The following is a 17412-nucleotide window of genomic DNA, read 5'->3' on the forward strand; positions in this document are numbered from 1 at the left end:
TCCCATCCCGAACTCAGAAGTGAAACGATACATCGCCGATGGTAGTGTGGGGTTTCCCCATGTGAGAGTAGGTCATCGTCAAGATTCAATTGCAGGACCCCGTTTGCGAAAGCAGACGGGGTTTTGTCTTTTCCGGGATCTGAAAATCCTCCTCGTGATGGCTCTTTGCTTGTGTGCCGCCCGACACCCCATCCCAGCAGCTACAGTTGCCAATCAGTCCCAGTGATAACGCGGCAATCACCGCTCCGTTGCTTAACAAAAGATAACGTCATGTTGATTGTCATACGTTTCCAAAGCTGGCTAGGATGAGGTCGCTTCGGTGAGGCCACGCGCGCAGGCTAGAGCGCTTGCTGCGTCGGACAGCCCTCGAGGAACCTAATAAAAATAAAGGAAGGGGAAGCTCCATGCGTGAGCCAGTCAATCGGCACACTGGGTTCGCAGCCATTCAGGGCGATGACGGTTTTCGGACAATCCGGGCGAGCAAGCCTCTGAATATTGCAGCCTCGTTGTTTATCTCCATGGCGTTTTGCGGTGCTGTGTCGGCAGCCGAAAGTACGTCAGCCGACACGTCCGGCAGCACGGGCGATGCCGCCATCTTTGCACTTGAATCCGCTAAAGCTTCCCGCAGCCTGTTGCTGGACGTCACTCACGCAGGCAATCGCATGGTCGTGGTCGGTGACCGTGGTCACATCCTTTACTCCGATGATCAGGGTAAAACCTGGCTGCAAGCCAAAGTCCCTACTCGTCAACTGCTGACGGCGGTTTATTTCGTCGATGACAAGCACGGCTGGGCCGTCGGCCACGATGCTCAGATCCTCGCCAGCAGCGACGGTGGCGTCACTTGGGTAAAGCAGTTCGAAGACCTCAAGCGTGAGGCGCCGCTGCTGGATGTCTGGTTCAAAGACCTCTCCAGTGGTATCGCGGTGGGCGCCTATGGCGCGCTGCTGGAAACCCGGGATGGCGGTCAGCATTGGGAGGATATCGGCGACCGTCTGGATAACGAGGACCAGTATCACCTCAACGGTATTACCTACGTGAAAGACGCGGGTCTGTTCATTGTGGGGGAAATGGGCAGCATGTTTCGCTCTACCGATGACGGGCAGACGTGGGAAAAAATAGAAGGCCCGTATCAAGGCTCGTTGTTTGGTGCGGTCGGGACTGCACAAGCCAATACGCTGCTGGCTTACGGCCTGCGCGGCAACCTGTTTCGCTCCACCGACTTCGGCAGCAGTTGGGAGCTGGTTTCGCTACAGGGCGAGCGCGGGCCGCTGGAGTTCAGTATTGCCAATGCGTCGCTCATGCCAGACAACTCCATCGTGCTGGTGGGCAACGGCGGCACTGTGATGCGCAGCACCGATGACGGGGAAACCTTTACGGTCTCCAATCGCCCTGATCGCCTTTCTCTGGCAGGGGTGACCGAGGACGACAAGGGAAATCTCATTCTGGTCGGACAAGGCGGCGTGCACCTTGCCTCGCCAACGGGCGCCGATGTCGCTCAACAATAAGAACTGGCTCGGCGAGGACACTTTTCCATGACCAATCTTCAACACCACCACGACAAACCGACGCTGCTTGAGCGATTGATCTTCAATAATCGCCCGACGGTGATCGTGATTTGCCTGTTGGTCAGTATTTTTCTGTTCTGGCAGGCGACGCTGGTGCGGCCTTCCACCAGCTTCGAAAAGATGATTCCCCTCGGGCATCCGTTCATCCAGAACATGATGGATCACCGTAACGACCTCGCAAACCTGGGTAACACCGTACGGATTTCTGTGGAAGCCAAACAGGGCGACATCTTCTCCAAGGAGTACATGGAGACCCTGCGGCAGATCAACGATGAGGTGTTTTACATTTCCGGCGTGGACCGCTCCGGACTCAAGTCGCTTTGGAGCCCGAGCGTACGCTGGACAGAAGTGACGGAGGAGGGCTTTGCCGGTGGCGAAGTGATTCCGCAAAGTTACGACGGCTCTCAGGACAGTCTCGACAAGCTGCGCAATAACGTCCTCAAATCCGGGCAGGTCGGCCGTCTGGTGGCCAACAACTTCAAGTCCAGCATTGTCGACGTGCCACTTCAGGAGTTCTACCCGGACCCTAACGACCAGAGCAAACTGTTGCCACTGGATTACCGCCAGTTCTCCCACCAACTGGAAGAGAAGATCCGCGACAAATACGAAGCCCAGAACCCCAATGTCGACATTCACATTGTCGGTTTCGCCAAAAAGGTCGGTGATCTGATCGACGGCCTGATCATGGTGGTGATGTTCTTTGGTGTGGCTTTCCTGATCACACTCGTCTTGCTGATGTGGTTCACTCGCTGCGCGCGCAGCACCGTGGCGGTATTGAGCACGACGCTGATTGCCGTCATCTGGCAGTTGGGGCTGATGCATGTGGTGGGGTTTGGCCTTGATCCTTACTCGATGCTCGTGCCATTTCTGATCTTCGCCATCGGTATTTCCCACGGCGTGCAGAAGATCAACGGTATTGCGCTGCAATCCAGCGATGCCGACAACGCGCTGACTGCAGCACGTCGCACGTTCCGACAGCTGTTCCTGCCGGGCATGATTGCGATTCTGGCGGACGCCGTAGGATTCATCACCTTGCTGATCATCGACATTGGCGTGATTCGTGAGTTGGCCATTGGTGCATCCATAGGTGTGGCTGTCATCGTGTTCACCAACCTGATTTTGCTGCCGGTTGCGATTTCCTACGTGGGGATCAGCAAAAAGGCTGTTGTGCGGAGTAAGGAGGATGCCGTCCGTGAACACCCGTTCTGGCGTATGTTGTCGAATTTCGCTGCGCCCAATGTCGCCAAGGTGTCGGTGATTCTGTCGCTGCTCGCGCTGGGTGGCGGTCTTTGGTACGGACACAACCTGAAGATTGGCGACCTCGATCAAGGTGCCCCGGAGCTGCGCCCGGATTCGCGTTACAACCAGGACAACAATTTCATCATCAACAATTACTCCACCAGTTCCGATGTGCTGGTAGTGATGGTCAAGACACCGCCTGAGGGCTGTTCGGCCTATCAGACGCTGTCTGCGATCAACGAGTTGTCGTGGAAGATGGAGAACACGCCGGGCGTGCAATCGGCGATCTCGCTGGTCACGGTCTCCAAACAAGTCATCAAAGGGATGAACGAGGGCAACCTGAAATGGGAGTCGCTGTCGCGCAACAAGGATGTGCTCAACAGCTCGATTTCCCGTGCGGACGGACTGTACAACAACACCTGTTCGTTGGCGCCGCTGTTGATTTTCCTCAACGACCACAAGGCTGAAACCCTCGACCGCGCTGTTCATGCGGTGCAGGACTTCGCCAAGGCCAATAACAAAGAGGGGCTGGAGTTCTTGCTGGCTGCAGGCAACGCCGGGATTGAGGCGGCCACGAACGAGGTGATCAAGCAGGCCGAACTGACCATCCTGATTCTGGTGTACATCTGCGTGGCCGTGATGTGCATGATCACCTTCCGTTCGTGGGCGGCGACCTTGTGTATCGTGCTGCCGCTGGTGTTGACGTCGGTGCTGGGCAACGCGTTGATGGCATTCATGGGCATCGGCGTGAAAGTTGCGACCTTGCCAGTGGTGGCATTGGGTGTGGGGATTGGCGTGGATTACGGCATTTACATCTACAGCCGTCTGGAAAGCTTCCTGCGCGCGGGCTTGCCGTTGCAAGAGGCGTATTACGAAACCCTGAAATCAACCGGCAAGGCGGTGTTGTTCACGGGGTTGTGTCTGGCGATTGGCGTCTGTACCTGGATTTTCTCGGCCATCAAGTTTCAGGCCGACATGGGCTTGATGCTCACTTTCATGCTGTTGTGGAACATGTTCGGCGCGCTGTGGCTGTTGCCTGCACTGGCGCGATTCCTGATCAAGCCGGAGAAGATGGCGGGCAAGGTGGGGAATTCGTTGTTTTCTCATTGATTCTGCATTTGAAACGAAAAAACCGCAGCCCGTAGGCATTGCGGTTTTTTTGTGGCGCAGTGACATTTGTGGGGGCCGGCTTGCTGGCGAATACGGTGGGTCAGCGACGAATGTATTGCCTGATACTCCGCATTCGCCAGCAAGCCGGCTCTCACAGGGTCAGTTATAGATAAAGAACCCACGCCCGCTCTTGCGCCCTAGATACCCGGCCGCAACCATTTCCTTGAGCAATGGTGCAGGGCGGTATTTGCTGTCGTTGAAACCTTCATGGAAGGCTTCGACAATGGCCAGCAATGTGTCCAGGCCAATCAAATCAGCCAGTGCCAACGGGCCGATCGGCTGGTTGCACCCCAGGCGCATGCCGTCGTCGATGTCCTGTGCCGTGGCCAGCCCCTCCTGAAACACCAGAATCGCTTCGTTGATCATCGGCACCAGAATGCGGTTGACCACGAACCCCGGTCGGTTGCCTGCGGTGATGGCGGTCTTGTTCAGGCGCTCGGCCAGTTTGATCGCCACCACGTGGGTTTCATCGGCGGTTTGCAGGCCGCGAATGACTTCGATCAGGCCCATCATCGGCACCGGGTTAAAGAAGTGCAGGCCAATGAAGCGTTCCGGGTCGCTGACGCTTGCGGCCAGTTGGGTGATTGACAGCGATGACGTGTTGGAGGCGATCACGCAATCCCTACCGACGTTGTCCGCAATCTGCTTGAGCAATTTCAGTTTAAGGCCGAGGTTTTCAGTGGCCGCTTCGATCACGACTTGCGGGTCACTGAGTTGCGCGTAGTCGGTGGTGCAACGAATGCGCGACAGCGCTTCTTCGGCCAGTTCGACAGTCAGCGTCTGCTTGTTGACCTGACGCTCCAGGTTTTTGCGCATCGTCGCCAGGCCCCGCTCCAGTGCGGCGTCGCTGATGTCCAGCAGGGTCACGTCGAACCCGGCAATCGCGCAGACTTGCGCGATGCCGTTGCCCATGGTGCCTGCGCCGATCACGGCAATGTGTTGCATGGTCATGAAAGTCGCCCCTTACACACGTTCGAAGATTACCGCGATGCCTTGGCCGCCGCCGATGCACATGGTGACCAGCGCATAGCGTCCGCCGATGCGGTGCAGTTCGTGGATGGCCTTGGTGGCGATGATCGCGCCGGTCGCGCCGACGGGATGGCCGAGGGAAATTCCCGAGCCATTCGGGTTGACCTTTTCCGGATCGAAGCCTAGTTCACGGGCCACGGCGCAGGCTTGTGCGGCGAACGCTTCGTTGGACTCGATCACGTCCAGATCGGCGACGGTCAGCCCGGCGCGCTCCAGCACCTTGCGGCTCGCCGGAATCGGGCCCAGGCCCATCATCGACGGTTCAACCCCCGCGTGAGCGTAGGCCACCAGTCGCGCCATGGGCTTGAGGCCGTGTTCGCGCACCAGGTCGCCATTGGCCATGATCAGCGCTGCCGCACCGTCGTTCAGCCCAGAGGCGTTGCCCGCCGTGACCGTGCCGTCCTTCTTGAACGCGGTTTTCATCTTTTCCAGCTGTTCGGCGGTGACGTCACCTCGCACGTGTTCATCCTGCGCGAAGGTCACGGTGCCTTTGCGCGTGGCGATTTCAATCGGCACGATTTGGCCATCGAAACGACCCTCGGCAATGGCACGCGCGGCCCGCTGCTGGCTGGATAGCGCCAGAGCGTCCTGATCGGCGCGGGTGATGCCGAAATTTTCAGCGATGTTTTCGGCCGTGATGCCCATGTGAATGTTGGCGAAGGGATCGTGCAGCGCACCCAGCATGTAGTCATAGGCCTGCACGTTGCCCATCCGCGCGCCCCAGCGGGCCTGCGGCATGATGTAGGCGCCGCGGCTCATGGATTCGGCGCCACCGGCCAACACGGCCTTGGCATCGCCCAGCAACAGTGATTGCGCCGCCGACACGATAGCCTGAAGGCCCGAGCCGCACAGGCGGTTGACGTTCATGGCCGGGGTTTCCTTGGTCAGCCCCGCCTCCAGCGCGATGACCCTAGAGAGATAGGCGTCGCGCACTTCGGTCGGGATGACATGGCCCATCACCACGTGACCGATGTGCTCGGCGGCCAGCCCGGATTTTGCCAGCGCTGCACGGCTGACCTGAGTGCCCAGTTCGATGGGCGAAACATCCTTGAGGGAGCCGCCGAACCCGCCTATGGCGGTGCGCAATGCGCTGACGACGAAAACTTCGGTAGTGCTCATGTCGACTCCTGAAACCTGCTGTATGGGGGCTGAATGGGGTAAACAGGCCCGACCGACGGCATTTCGGTCAGGTGCAGTGTGCGGGCAAGTCTAGATCGGCATTCGGGGAGGGCCTATGCCAAAACTGTCCAGATCGGCTGGCGTTCTTTACCATCAGCGTGGTGGCTTATAACGACAACAGGAATGGCGGCTCATGCGGGATAAGGATTCGGTCTCGATCTACTTCGTTCATCTGGTGACGCATTCTCTGCGTGACCAGCCGCTGCGCCTGCAATCGGTGCTGGAAGGGGCGGGGATCGACATGGCGTTGCTGGGAGATCCGGCGGCGCGAGTGCCCGCCAGTGCGTTCGCGGCGTTGTGGTTGATTCAGATCAAGGAGCTGGGCGACGAGTTTTTCGACCTCGACAGCCACGGCATGCCATTGGGCAGTTTCGCGCTGATTTGCCGGGGGCTGATTCAGGAGCCGAATCTGGAAAAAGCCCTGCGCCAGTGCCTGAGCAATTTCGGCCTGTTTCTCAAGGATTTCCGTGGCAGCCTGATCGTGCGCGGTCAGCGTGCGATCATCTCGGTGGACAATCACGCTGTCGAGCCGACCAAGCGCCGCTTCGGAGAAGAGACCTTTCTTCTGTTGATGATCAGCCTGTTGTGCTGGCTGGGCGGGCGGCGCATCACCATCGATCGCGCGCATTTTCGGCACACCCGTGAACGGTTGAGCGACGACTCATTGCTGTGGGGCTTTAACCTGGGGTTTGGTGAAGCGCGTACCGAAGTCGAATTTTCCAGTCATTACTTGCGTTTGCCGGTGGTGCAGTCGCTGCCCTCGCTCAAGTCGTTCTTGCGTACAGCGCCGCAGTGGCTGGTGATCCGCTTTCGCAATCAGCGGGGGCTGGCTTCACAGGTGTATCAACGTCTGCGCAACAGCCATTACGGGCACTGGCCGACGCTGCTGGAAATGGCCGCGGAACTGAAGCTCAGTCCCACCACCTTTCGGCGCCGATTAGAGCGTGAGGGCTGCGCGTTTCAAGGCATCAAGGACGAGGTGCGCCGAGGCATTGCCCAGCAAAAACTGCGTGAGACTGACATGAGCGTGGTCGATATCGCCGCGTTGGTGGGGTTTCAGGAACCCAGCGCATTTCACCGGGCGTTCAAGAAATGGACGGGGGAAAGTCCGGGCGGGTATCGCCGCCAACGGGCATTCGTGATCCAGGAGCTCGACAACGCCCAGTCATGACCGGGCGCTGTCGAGGCGGTCAGCGCTGCGGCTGCCAGGCGTCTTGCCACGCCTTGATGATCGTGTCGTCGAGCATGCCGTTGCTCAGCACATGTTGGCGTAGCTGATCGCCCAACTGCGCGGCAATCGACGGGTTCTGAGTGTGAGCGCGGACGGCTTCCAGCCAGCCTGACAGGGTATTGGGCACCCGAGTCACCGGCAGATCGCCCGAGAACGCGCGCACATCGCTGCACACCACCGGCACGCCGCAAACCCCCAGACGCAGGGCCGCCAGGTCGCTGCGGCAGGTGCTGAACAGGTTATCGATCGCTGGCAGCAGCGCGACGTCAAGGTCCAGCGCTGCCATCGCCTTCGGATACTGATCAGCCCCTGGCAATTCGTGGTGTTCATGGCTGTAAGGGCGCAACAGGCCTTGATGGTCGCCCATCACGATCCATTCCACCTCATCGGCCAGTGCCTCGATCACCGGGACGATCATCTGCAAGTCATGAACTTGCCAGTTGTCGCTGACCAGCCCGACGCGAGGTTTTTGGCCGCGTCCACGGGCGGACGACAGTTGCCCCCAGCTTGCAGTGCTCAAGCGCGACGGAATCAGCCGTACGTCGGTATGAAACTCCCGCGCGATGTCAGCCAGCATTTGCGTGGCAGCCACGACCCGGTCCACATGCTGAAGTAACTGTTGAAGGATCTGAAGGCGCTCCGGGCTGAAGGCGAACGCGTCGTCGCCAGGCTGTTCAGCGCCCAGATGCACGTCATTCAGATCGAGGACGATAAAGGCGTTCGGCAGCACGCGAGCGCGGGCGACGGTCTGAAGAAAGGCCTCATCGAGTCGCGCCTGAAGCACCATGACGTCAGGGTTGAGGCGGGCCTCTTGCGGGATCGACAACGGTGCGCTGCTGAGTTTGCCTTCAATGGATCCCTGCTGTTCGAGCGCTTGCAGGGGGCCGATGACCCGCTCCTGCGGCGCGGCCCACAGCCCGTCCGGATAGGACAGCACCACGGGCGCGCGGCGCCAGGCCATCGGCCGCCAGACCAGTTGCATGTTCAACTCCAGCTCCACCGATTGCAGGTCGAACGACAGGTTGGGGTTGAAGGCTGGGTCGCGCCCGATCAGCGGCAACCATTTGCGGTACATCGCCAGTTGCTCGCCCACGAACCGCTTGCGTTTGATCTGGTAGGCGGCCGTGTCGACATGGGTCTGGCTGACGCTGCCTTCGTGAATTAGCACCGCATGCGGCGTCCAGACATTCAGATAGCCACGCTCGCCGACTTTCAGGCACAGGTCCACGTCGTTGTAGGACACGACGAACGCCGTCTCGTCCAGGCCGCCGACCTCGTCGTAGATCGAGCGACGGACCATCAGGCACGCTGCCGTCACCGCGCTCAGGTCCTGATCGACTTGCACCCGCTGGTTGTAGCCCTGTACGTGTTGGGGCTCGCCGATGTGCTGATGACCGGCCGGACCGTCCATCCCCAGGCGCACGCCTGCGTGCTGCATGCGGCCCGTGGGGTACAGCAGCTTGGCGCCGACCACGCCGACTTCCGGACGCAAGGCATGGTTGAGCAGTTCATCCAGCCAGCGTTCGTGGACGATGGCGGTGTCATTGTTCAGCAGCACCAGGTATTCGCCTCGCGACTGCGCCGCTGCGACGTTGTTGATGCGCGAGTAGTTGAACGGGTGGGGGTAGCGCAGCACCCGGACCTGCGCCGAACCCATGGCTTCGATCTGCGCCAGCCACGCCAGGGCTTCGGGGGTTTCGCTGTTGTTGTCGACGATCAACAGCTCGTAGTTCGGATAGCGGGTCTTGTGCAGCAGGGTTTCCACGCAGCGTTGCAGAAACGGCAGTTGGTCCTTGGTCGGCACGATGATCGAGACCAGCGGTTGCTCGGCATGGCCATACAGCACGTGGTAGCGCCGGGGCAGGGTATGAACGACCTGCGCCTGCGTATAGCCACGGACCTTGAGGTGGCGTTCAAGGGTGCCGATTTCGTGCAGGTTGGGCGTCGTCGCGGGCAAGTCACAGACCAGCAACGGCTCACAGACATGGGCAATGCCCTCGGTGCCGCTGTGTTCGATCTGCCGCAGGATAAGGTCGAATTCTGCCGCGTCGCCGAACTGCGGATCAAAGCCGCCCAGACGCTCAAGGGTCGTGCGAGCGAACAGCCAGTGGGCAGCGGCTTGCAGCGGAAAACTGAGCAGGTAATCGAGATTGAAATCCGGGCGCAGGGCCGACATCAGGCCGCCTTGAGGGTGGCGGTACATTTGATCGGCGAAGGCGAGTGCGAGGTCAGGCGCCTGCATCAGTTGCAGGGCGCAGGCGGTCAGTCCAAAAGACGTGAATTGCGTACCGGCGTCGACCGTCAGCAGCCAATCGAACGCACGGGATTGGACGATCTGGTTCAGCACCGAAGCCATGTTTTGTGTGGCAGGTGCCGTGAGTTCGGACGCCATGACCACTTGACTCGTCGCCGCCAGCGGGCCGTCTTTGGGCAGGCTGTCGAGGGTGAGTTGAACATCAGCCGGGGTCGAATCGAAGTCTTTGATCACCACCAACAGCGAGGGCGTTCCCGACTCACTGAAGTGGCGATCAATCTCGCGCTGTTGCCCTTCGTCTGGCGTGCGGTGGCTCAACCAGGCCTGCACTTGCTGAGAATTCAGGCGTTGCGGCGCAGGGGCAGACAGGTGTGCCAGCAAGTCGAAATCGCTAAAACTTTCCGAGCCAGCCAGCGCCCGTGCGCCGACGCGGCCGTTGGCCAGGGAGGTGCTCGCCCAACCGGCTTCACGCACCAGACGATGGAAACGGTGAACGTCGTCAGTGTCCGCCCCCGCAATCTCGATGCCCTGTTCGGTGAGGTGCAGCGGGGCGATGCGGCCGGCGCTCAGTGTGGAGGGCAACAGAATCAGATCGCCGCCACTCAACAGGCGCGCATACAGCGCCAGCGCGCCGAGCAATTCCAGTGATTCACCCATCAAGGTGAACGGGGCTTCGCCCAGGGCGATGAAGTCCTGACGGCGGCACAGCACGCTGCTCGGCTCGCCAATGAAATTACAGGTGAACTCGCCCAGCACGGCCACCACATCAGGGCCGCGCAGCACCAGTGGCTGATCGACGCGAAAACGCGTGGCCAGGTTTTCGGGCAGCAAGGCGCCATCGGCGTCGAGCCATTGGCGATGGGCCGCCACCAGCCGAGCCTGCGGACTGACCGCCAGGGCCATGACCATTTGCTTGATGCAGTCAGGCCCAAGCAGAGCGTCACCGGACAGAAACTTGATGTACTCGCCGCTGGACGCTTCAACCCCCTGCTGGAAACAGGCTTCGATGCCCTGCGCATGTTCGTTGCGCAGGTAGCGAATCGGCCAGGGGCTCGACGCCCGGTACAGATCGCTCACGGTCTCGGCCAAGCCGTCCTGGGTGTCATCGCAAATCACGATTTCAATCGCGTCGTGGGTCTGCTCGATCACGCTGCGCAGGGCGGTTTCGAAAAACTCGGTTCGGCAGACAGCGATGACGACACTGACCAGGCGTTGAGAATCCATCTTGGTTTCCGGTGGGTGAAAAGGGTGAACCGAACGTTCGTTCGCACAGCGCGGCAGACAGAAAATTCCGGCCTGCCATGAAAATGACGCGCAGTCTCTGATGGGCCTGTGAAGCAATAACCCGGCCAAGCCGCAGGCCACGGCAGGGCCGAGGCGAAACCGTCGCGCAGGCACCAGGTGGCGATGACCGTCGAGCGCGATACCCCTTGAGGCCGTGCGAAAAGCGTGTTTGAGTAAATTAATGATCGTCGACCCGTGGCCGATACGCGAAAGACAGGGCGTATCGCTTCGCGCCGATTACATCTCAATCACTGCCTCGGGCAGACTTCAGGATTCATCATGGCGACACCATCGCAATTCGATAACGACACGTTTCAACTGGCCCGCGATCACCTGCAACAGTTCGTCAAGAAAACCGCAGAGCAGTTGCGAGGCGAGTCCGGACGTTTGCTGGAAGTCGGCCCGCAGGACCGTTCTCTGGTCAGGGAGAGCTTCCACAACTTTGCGGTGGAGACGTTCGACATCGTCGATACCTACGGCCCGGACCTGGTGGGCGACATCACCCGAGTCAACGAATTCATTGCCGACAGCGCCTACGATGTCGTGGTGTGCATGGAAGTCATCGAGCACACGTTGAACCCGTTCGATGCCGTGAAGGAAATCCGTCGGGTGCTCAAAGACGGCGGCCATTTACTGATTTCCGCGCCGTTGAACTGGCGCATTCACGGTCCTTCGCCAGATTGCTGGCGCATCACCGAACACGGTTGGAATGCTCTGCTGCGGGACTTCGACATCGTCGAGATCGATATTCTGGAATCCCCCGGTCGTGAACTGTTCCCGATTCGCTACAACGTGCTGGCTCGCTGCAACAAGACCAAGCAGAGCCAGGACAGCGACCTGACGTTCCGTTTCATATGAAGCCTGCCAGCGTGGTAGCCCTTGAGGCGCTGTTGCCAAGGCTGTCGTCTGAAACGTTCGACGCCGACGTCTTCCGCCAGACCGGCGTGTTCGTGGTGCGCAACGCCATCGCCCCGGCAGTGGCGCAGGCCTGGGTGAGCGAGTGGAAGGCGTTTCACGCCGCGATCATGGAGAAGGGCCGGGACGTCAACCGCGCCAACCCGGTGTCGCTCAACGAACAACTTCCCGAACGGCTCGCGCACATGTACCGCGAGCCGGTGTTCGCCAACACCCTGAAGGCGTTCATGGGTGAGCACATTGCGTTGTACAACCATCGCTTTGTGATCAAGGACGCCCTGAGTTCAAACAAGGTCTTTCTGCATCAGGACAGTTGTTACCACGCGGGCCATTCGAACAAATGCAGCGTGTTCGTGCCGGTGAGTCTGGTGAACAAGGGCAACGGCGGGCTGACGTTCCACGTCGGTTCGCACCGCCTGGGCGTTCTGGGCGATGCCGGGGAAATCGACCCGGCCAGTTTCGACGTCCAATGGCCGACCGTGACACCCGAATTGGCGCCCGGTGATTTCGTCATCATGGACAGCCGCCTGTGGCACGAATCGGGGCCGAATGTTTCCGGGGTCGATCGCATCATGGCAGACATGATCATTCAGCCTGCCGATGACCCCACCGGCCAGGAGTTGCTGTGCGGCGAATGGCAGACCGATGTGTTTTATTCGCCGAAAACCATCACTCGCCACTTCGTCAGTTCGCGCATCCTTAAAATCGTCAAATACGAGAAAGAATTGGCGCAGTTGAAGGCCGAACTTTCCGCCTCGCGCTGAGAGCGCAATGAAGCCGCCTGAATTTATCGAGGAAAGAACATGACTACCTGTCTTGCAACGAACACGTTTGCGCCGTCCAAGTTGATGCACATTCGGCCTTATCGCGTACTGAGTATCGAAGACGGCCGTGAGGAAGAAGTGACGTTCTTCATGCCGCCCGCAGACGGGGCAGGCAGCCTGACCGCATTCGAATCGGTGATGCTGCTCAAACTGGTTCGGGCCATCAACCCGAACTTCATTTTCGAGTTCGGCACGTTCGACGGTCGTACCACCCGACTGGTGCTGGAAGACTTGCCGGACAACGGCGACCAGAACCCGCGCATTTACACGCTGGACCTGCCGGATACCGAGGGCGTGGTCTTTCAGGGCGATGACAAGTTGCTGGCCGAAAAGGCGCTGCTGTCGACACGCAAGTACAACCGTTCGCCCAAGAAGGGCATGGTCAAACAGATTCTTCAGGACTCGATGGCGTTCGATCCGACCCCGTACAAGGGCAAGTTCGATTTCATCTTCGTCGACGCCAATCACGAGTACGAATACGTCAAGAAAGACACCGAAAACTCCCTGCAAATGTTGGGCGGCGAGCGTAACTGCATCGTCTGGCACGATTACGGTAACCCGCAGTTTCCAGAGCTGACCCGCTACCTGGAAAACCTGGCCGATGACCTGGAGCTTTACCACATTCAGGGCACGATGCTGGTGTTCCACATGCGTGGCGTGAAGGTGGGCGAGGAGCGGCCGGCAGGCTGATGGAGTCCTTCCTCGAAAGGCGCCTTCAACGGCGCCTATTTTCATAGGCCTTGTCGCGTCTTGCAGGCGCCGACTTTTTGTCTCTCGCGTTGCCGCTCATTTTCCCTTCGTAGACCCCAAAGCCCCGTATAACAAGGCCCTTAGGCCTGTTTAGGGGCGTTGGTTCGGATCTTGCTTCGACAGTCATACGCATCGGCGAAAGCGTCCGATCATGTTCTGTGGAGTGGCGAGTGATGGAAGAGAAAGTCGTAGGTTTGATTGAAGAGGCGATGGAAGCGGACGCTGGATCGCTGACGGTCGATCAGCCACTGGATTGGGATTCGATTGCCCTGGTGACCTTCATGGCCATGGCCGACGAGCACCTGAACAAGACGCTGTCCGCTGCACGCCTGAACAAGTGTGTGACAGTGCGCGACGTCATCACGTTGGTCGCCGAGTAACGCTGTACTGCCCCATATTCTGGACACGCTCATGACTAGCACGAAATCCCGACAGATCGCGCCAGCATTGGTGAAGGCCTATTGGCACCCGCTCTGTCTGAAGTCGCAAGTCGCCGACGACAAGGATTTCGTGCGTTTCAACGTGCTGGATTTCGAGGTCGTGGTGTTCAACGACGCCGGTAATCTGATTGCCTTCGACAATCGTTGCCCGCACCGTGGCACGCGTTTTTTCACCGAAGACCGGGGGCGCCAACGGATTCTGTGTCCTTACCACGGCTGGAACTATTCCTCCGGTCAATTACGCATTCCCGACGCCAAAAGCTTTACCGGCTGTGACATCGGCAAGGCCAATCTGAATTTCTTCAAGCTGGCGTTGTGTGGCGAACTGGTGTTTTTCGCCATCGAGCCGCGCTCGTCGCTGGCGGATCAACTGGGGCCGGAAATTTATCGGTTGATCGAGCAGGCAAGCCCGGCGCTGAACGGCGTCGCCGATTTCAACCGTTACCCGTTCGAATCCGACTGGTCGATCTCTCTGGAAAACGCGTTGGAGCCGTATCACATTCCGCTGGTGCACCGCGATACGCTGGCCACCTTGAAGCTGGGCCGAGGCGAGAACGTGTTCTACGGCGAAAACTCGATCTGGTATGCCCCCGTGGAGAACGAAAAGGTCGCGCGTCGACTGGAAGGGCTTTCCCGGTTTTTCACGCCGCGAGAGGCGTTTCCCGGTTACATGAGCATCTTCCTTTATCCGTTTTCCATGTTGTCGTCGACCTACGGCTATTCGTGGTCGATGCAGAACTTTTTCCCGTCACCGCACGAGGACCGCACCTGGTTCACCAGCCAGTTGTTCCCGTTGCGCGCCGCGTCCGAGCGTTATGACGAGATCGTCGCAACCTTCATGGCCTCGACCGCTGAAAACAACCGCTCGGTCTTCGATGAAGATCATGACATCTGCAAGCGAATTCCTGGCGACACCTGGTCCTGGGATCCCCCCCGCTTTTTCAGCTCGACGGAAGCCAAGCTTCTGCATTTTCGGGCGTCATGCGCGGAGTGGGCACACCAGGCCGGTCTCGCCGCAACCTCTGGCGAGGAGCCCGTATGAGTAGCGTCGCAGGCAGTACCGATGACGCGGTGCGCCGTATTTCTGCAGCCAAGGTCCGGGGCATTGCCTGTGCGCTGCCTGACAACGTCTGCGAAGTGGCTGAGCTGACGGCCCGTTTCGGCGAAGACAGCGTCGCCAAGATCATGGCCAGCACTGGCATCGAACGGCGCCATGTGGTCAAGGACCAGTGCACCTCCGACCTGTGTGTCGAGGCTGCGCAGCGTCTGCTGAACGATCTGGACGTGGATAAGGCGTCCATCGACACCTTGCTGTTTGTCTCGCAGACCCCGGATTACGTGTTGCCCGCCACGGCGTGTACGTTGCAACGACGCCTTGGGCTGCCGGTCACGACCGCGGCGCTGGACGTGAACATGGGCTGTTCGGGTTACGTCTACGGGCTGTGGATGGCCTCGGCGATGATTGCCGGTGGCGCCAGCAAGCGAGTGCTGCTGTTGGTGGGGGACACCATCAGCAAACTGGTGGCCCCCGAAGACCGTTCGGTTGCGGCGCTGTTTGGCGATGCCGGTTCGGCGACGCTGATCGAGCATGACCCGTCCGCACCTGTAACCCCGTTCGTGCTGGGCACCGATGGCCGTGGCGAGAAAAACCTCCTCGTGCCAGGCGGTGGTTTCCGTGACCGCAGCGGTCAGGACAGATCGACCTCCGAGGAGGGCGTGCGTGGGCCGTACGACCTGTACATGGACGGCGCCGAGATTTTCGCCTTTACCCTGGCGCGGGTTCCTGCGCTGGTGCGCGCGCTTGAGGCGCAGGCCGCCGAGCAGTCGCGGACGATTGAAAAGTACGTCTTTCACCAGGCCAACAAGTTCATGCTCGAACACTTGGCGAAGAAGGCCAAGGTGCCGTCGGACAAGGTCGTCTTGAACTTGCAGCAAGTCGGCAACACCAGCAGCGCGTCGATTCCGCTGGCGCTGAGCCTGGATGCACAGGGCCAGGCCGCCACCTTGCAAGGCCACTACCTGTTGGCCGGTTTTGGCGTCGGCTACTCGTGGGCCGGTTGCATCGTGGATTTCAACAACACCCGGATCAGCCCGCTGACGCGGGTTCCGCAAGACCGTATCGAGGCGTAAGTGCAGACCAATCCTTTTTCGCTGGATGGGCAGTCCATTCTGGTGACCGGCGCGTCTTCCGGCATCGGGCGTCAGGTCGCGATCTGGCTCAGCCAGCAGGGCGCGCGCATCGTTGCCGTCGGTCGCGACATGCAGCGGCTTGAAGAAACCCTGAGCCAGTTGCAGGGCGAGGAGCACACGTGTCACGCCTTCGACTTTCTCGGCGGCGATGACGTGTCGGCGTGGATGAAAGCGCTGGTCAAGGCGTCGACACCGCTGGACGGGCTGGTGCACGCAGCGGGGGTTCAACTGCCGTTGCCAATTCGGGCCATGGGGCTGGATCACTGGGAAAAGATTTTCGCCACCAACGTCACGTCCGGTTTTTCCTTGATCAAGGCTTTCCGGCAGAAAGGCGTGTGCCGGACGCCGTCGAGCATCGTGATGCTGTCGTCGGTCATGGCCCAGGTCGCTCAACCTGCGCTGGTGGGTTACTGCGCCAGCAAGGGCGCGGTGGAATCGATGGTGCGGGCTGCCGCGCTGGAGCTGGCGCGGGAAGGCATTCGGGTCAACGCGGTCGCGCCGGGCGTGGTGCGCACGGAGATGGCCGAGAAGCTCGAAGGCCTGGTGGGCGAGGATTCCATGGCTGCCATCGAGCGCAAGCACCCGCTGGGGCTGGGCGATCCTCGGGACGTGGCCTACGCCGTCAATTACCTGTTGTCCCCGGCGGCGCGCTGGGTCACGGGCACGTCGATGGCTGTCGATGGGGGGTACCTGGCCGAATGAACGTCACCAAACTGATCATCGTTGGCGCGGGCGGTCTGGGCCGGGAGGTGCATTCCTGGCTCAAGGACTGGGTCGAGCACAACCCAGGTTACATGATTGGCGGTTTTCTCGATGACGGCAGCCTGTCGCTGAACCGCTTCAATCATTACGCAGACATTCTCTCGACCATCGACGCCTACGAGCCTGCTGAAGACGAGCGGTTGCTGGTGGCCATCGGCAAACCGTCGGACAAGAAGTTTGTCGTGGAGAAACTGTTGGCCAAGGGTGCGCAGTTCTTCACCCTGATTCACCCCACGGCGATTGTTGGCGAGAACGTCAAGATCGGACGTGGCGTGCTGGTGTGCCCGTTTTCCGTGTTGTCCGTGGACCTGACGATTGGCGATTTCGTGACGGTCAACTCGCTGTGCACCATCGGCCACGACACCCACATCGGCGATTTCTCGACATTGAGCGGCCATTGCGACCTGACCGGTGGCGCCGTGCTGGAAGAGGAAGTGTTCATGGGCTCGCGCTCCTCGGTTCTGCCCAAGGTGCGGGTGGGCAGGGGCGCGGTGGTGGGGGCGGGCAGTGTGGTCCTGCGCGCAGTGAAACCCGGCGACGTGGTGTTCGGCGTGCCGGCCAAACGGATTTCAGGATAGGC

14 protein-coding genes and 1 rRNA gene are annotated in these 17412 nt (G+C 60.0%); 12 read left to right on the top strand and 3 right to left on the bottom strand.

Going from position 1 to position 17412, the window contains the following annotated elements; genetic code table 11:
- The 3 genes from rrf to ACI2KB_RS07005 form a co-directional block, all read left to right on the top strand.
- Window positions 1-84: ribosomal RNA gene (gene rrf, locus ACI2KB_RS06995) — 5S ribosomal RNA — on the top strand; the annotation flags it as partial.
- Window positions 85-518: 434 nt separating this feature from the next.
- A complete protein-coding gene (locus ACI2KB_RS07000) occupies window positions 519-1505 on the top strand; it encodes a WD40/YVTN/BNR-like repeat-containing protein (protein WP_404633542.1) in 987 nt (328 codons plus the stop codon).
- 27 nt (window positions 1506-1532) lie between these two features.
- Entirely contained in the window at window positions 1533-3914 is a 2382-nt protein-coding gene (locus ACI2KB_RS07005; protein WP_404632802.1) for an RND family transporter, read from the top strand.
- Between the two features lie 159 nt (window positions 3915-4073).
- On the opposite strand, the gene ACI2KB_RS07010 is transcribed toward ACI2KB_RS07005, so the two are convergent.
- The gene (locus ACI2KB_RS07010) at window positions 4074-4925 is read right to left on the bottom strand and encodes a 3-hydroxybutyryl-CoA dehydrogenase (protein WP_404632804.1); all 852 of its coding nucleotides are present in this window, start codon (window positions 4923-4925) and stop codon (window positions 4074-4076) included.
- A 12-nt stretch (window positions 4926-4937) separates the two neighbouring features.
- Window positions 4938-6122: an acetyl-CoA C-acyltransferase family protein gene (locus ACI2KB_RS07015; RefSeq protein WP_404632806.1), complete on the bottom strand. Its 1185-nt coding sequence runs from the start codon at window positions 6120-6122 to the stop codon at window positions 4938-4940.
- 193 nt (window positions 6123-6315) lie between these two features.
- Here ACI2KB_RS07015 and ACI2KB_RS07020 point away from each other — a divergent pair, with 193 nt between their 5' ends.
- Window positions 6316-7353 carry an AraC family transcriptional regulator gene (locus ACI2KB_RS07020; RefSeq protein WP_404632808.1) on the top strand — a complete coding sequence of 346 codons (1038 nt, stop codon included), beginning with the start codon at window positions 6316-6318 and terminating at the stop codon, window positions 7351-7353.
- A gap of 19 nt (window positions 7354-7372) precedes the next feature.
- Here ACI2KB_RS07020 and ACI2KB_RS07025 read toward each other — a convergent pair whose 3' ends face one another.
- Window positions 7373-10891, bottom strand: a complete 3519-nt coding sequence (locus tag ACI2KB_RS07025) for a glycosyltransferase (protein WP_404632810.1) — start codon at window positions 10889-10891, stop codon at window positions 7373-7375.
- A 339-nt stretch (window positions 10892-11230) separates the two neighbouring features.
- On the opposite strand from ACI2KB_RS07025, the gene ACI2KB_RS07030 reads away from it, so the two are divergent.
- The 8 genes from ACI2KB_RS07030 to ACI2KB_RS07065 all read left to right on the top strand — a co-directional run bounded on the left by ACI2KB_RS07030 (window position 11231) and on the right by ACI2KB_RS07065 (window position 17410).
- Entirely contained in the window at window positions 11231-11809 is a 579-nt protein-coding gene (locus ACI2KB_RS07030; protein ID WP_404632812.1) for a class I SAM-dependent methyltransferase, read from the top strand.
- Window positions 11806-12630: a phytanoyl-CoA dioxygenase family protein gene (locus ACI2KB_RS07035; RefSeq protein ID WP_404632814.1), complete on the top strand. Its 825-nt coding sequence runs from the start codon at window positions 11806-11808 to the stop codon at window positions 12628-12630. Before ACI2KB_RS07030 ends, ACI2KB_RS07035 begins: the two co-directional genes overlap by 4 nt.
- A 39-nt stretch (window positions 12631-12669) precedes the next feature.
- Window positions 12670-13380, top strand: a complete 711-nt coding sequence (locus ACI2KB_RS07040; RefSeq protein ID WP_404632816.1) for a class I SAM-dependent methyltransferase — start codon at window positions 12670-12672, stop codon at window positions 13378-13380.
- A 233-nt stretch (window positions 13381-13613) separates the two neighbouring features.
- Complete coding sequence (locus ACI2KB_RS07045) at window positions 13614-13820, top strand: acyl carrier protein (protein WP_108240597.1); 207 nt, start codon at window positions 13614-13616, stop codon at window positions 13818-13820.
- A 31-nt stretch (window positions 13821-13851) separates the two neighbouring features.
- Window positions 13852-14922, top strand: a complete 1071-nt coding sequence (locus ACI2KB_RS07050; RefSeq protein ID WP_404632819.1) for an aromatic ring-hydroxylating dioxygenase subunit alpha — start codon at window positions 13852-13854, stop codon at window positions 14920-14922.
- Window positions 14919-16010, top strand: a complete 1092-nt coding sequence (locus ACI2KB_RS07055) for a 3-oxoacyl-ACP synthase III family protein (protein ID WP_404632821.1) — start codon at window positions 14919-14921, stop codon at window positions 16008-16010. Before ACI2KB_RS07050 ends, ACI2KB_RS07055 begins: the two co-directional genes overlap by 4 nt.
- A complete protein-coding gene (locus ACI2KB_RS07060) occupies window positions 16011-16772 on the top strand; it encodes an SDR family NAD(P)-dependent oxidoreductase (RefSeq protein ID WP_404632823.1) in 762 nt (253 codons plus the stop codon).
- Window positions 16769-17410, top strand: a complete 642-nt coding sequence (locus ACI2KB_RS07065) for an acetyltransferase (protein WP_404632825.1) — start codon at window positions 16769-16771, stop codon at window positions 17408-17410. The genes ACI2KB_RS07060 and ACI2KB_RS07065 overlap by 4 nt, the downstream gene beginning before the upstream one ends.
- The last annotated feature ends 2 nt before the right edge of the window (window positions 17411-17412 follow it).

The sequence above is a fragment of the Pseudomonas sp. NPDC088444 genome (genome assembly GCF_044900175.1).
Lineage (GTDB): Bacteria > Pseudomonadota > Gammaproteobacteria > Pseudomonadales > Pseudomonadaceae > Aquipseudomonas.

Excerpts from the sequence above, each read along its gene's own strand:
- ACI2KB_RS07000 (WP_404633542.1), top strand. The coding sequence starts at position 519 with ATGGCGTTTTGCGGTGCTGTGTCGGCAGCCGAAAGTACGTCAGCCGAC.
- ACI2KB_RS07005 (WP_404632802.1), top strand. The coding sequence starts at position 1,533 with ATGACCAATCTTCAACACCACCACGACAAACCGACGCTGCTTGAGCGA.
- ACI2KB_RS07010 (WP_404632804.1), bottom strand. The coding sequence starts at position 4,925 with ATGACCATGCAACACATTGCCGTGATCGGCGCAGGCACCATGGGCAAC.
- ACI2KB_RS07015 (WP_404632806.1), bottom strand. The coding sequence starts at position 6,122 with ATGAGCACTACCGAAGTTTTCGTCGTCAGCGCATTGCGCACCGCCATA.
- ACI2KB_RS07020 (WP_404632808.1), top strand. The coding sequence starts at position 6,316 with ATGCGGGATAAGGATTCGGTCTCGATCTACTTCGTTCATCTGGTGACG.
- ACI2KB_RS07025 (WP_404632810.1), bottom strand. The coding sequence starts at position 10,891 with ATGGATTCTCAACGCCTGGTCAGTGTCGTCATCGCTGTCTGCCGAACC.
- ACI2KB_RS07030 (WP_404632812.1), top strand. The coding sequence starts at position 11,231 with ATGGCGACACCATCGCAATTCGATAACGACACGTTTCAACTGGCCCGC.
- ACI2KB_RS07035 (WP_404632814.1), top strand. The coding sequence starts at position 11,806 with ATGAAGCCTGCCAGCGTGGTAGCCCTTGAGGCGCTGTTGCCAAGGCTG.
- ACI2KB_RS07040 (WP_404632816.1), top strand. The coding sequence starts at position 12,670 with ATGACTACCTGTCTTGCAACGAACACGTTTGCGCCGTCCAAGTTGATG.
- ACI2KB_RS07045 (WP_108240597.1), top strand. The coding sequence starts at position 13,614 with ATGGAAGAGAAAGTCGTAGGTTTGATTGAAGAGGCGATGGAAGCGGAC.
- ACI2KB_RS07050 (WP_404632819.1), top strand. The coding sequence starts at position 13,852 with ATGACTAGCACGAAATCCCGACAGATCGCGCCAGCATTGGTGAAGGCC.
- ACI2KB_RS07055 (WP_404632821.1), top strand. The coding sequence starts at position 14,919 with ATGAGTAGCGTCGCAGGCAGTACCGATGACGCGGTGCGCCGTATTTCT.
- ACI2KB_RS07065 (WP_404632825.1), top strand. The coding sequence starts at position 16,769 with ATGAACGTCACCAAACTGATCATCGTTGGCGCGGGCGGTCTGGGCCGG.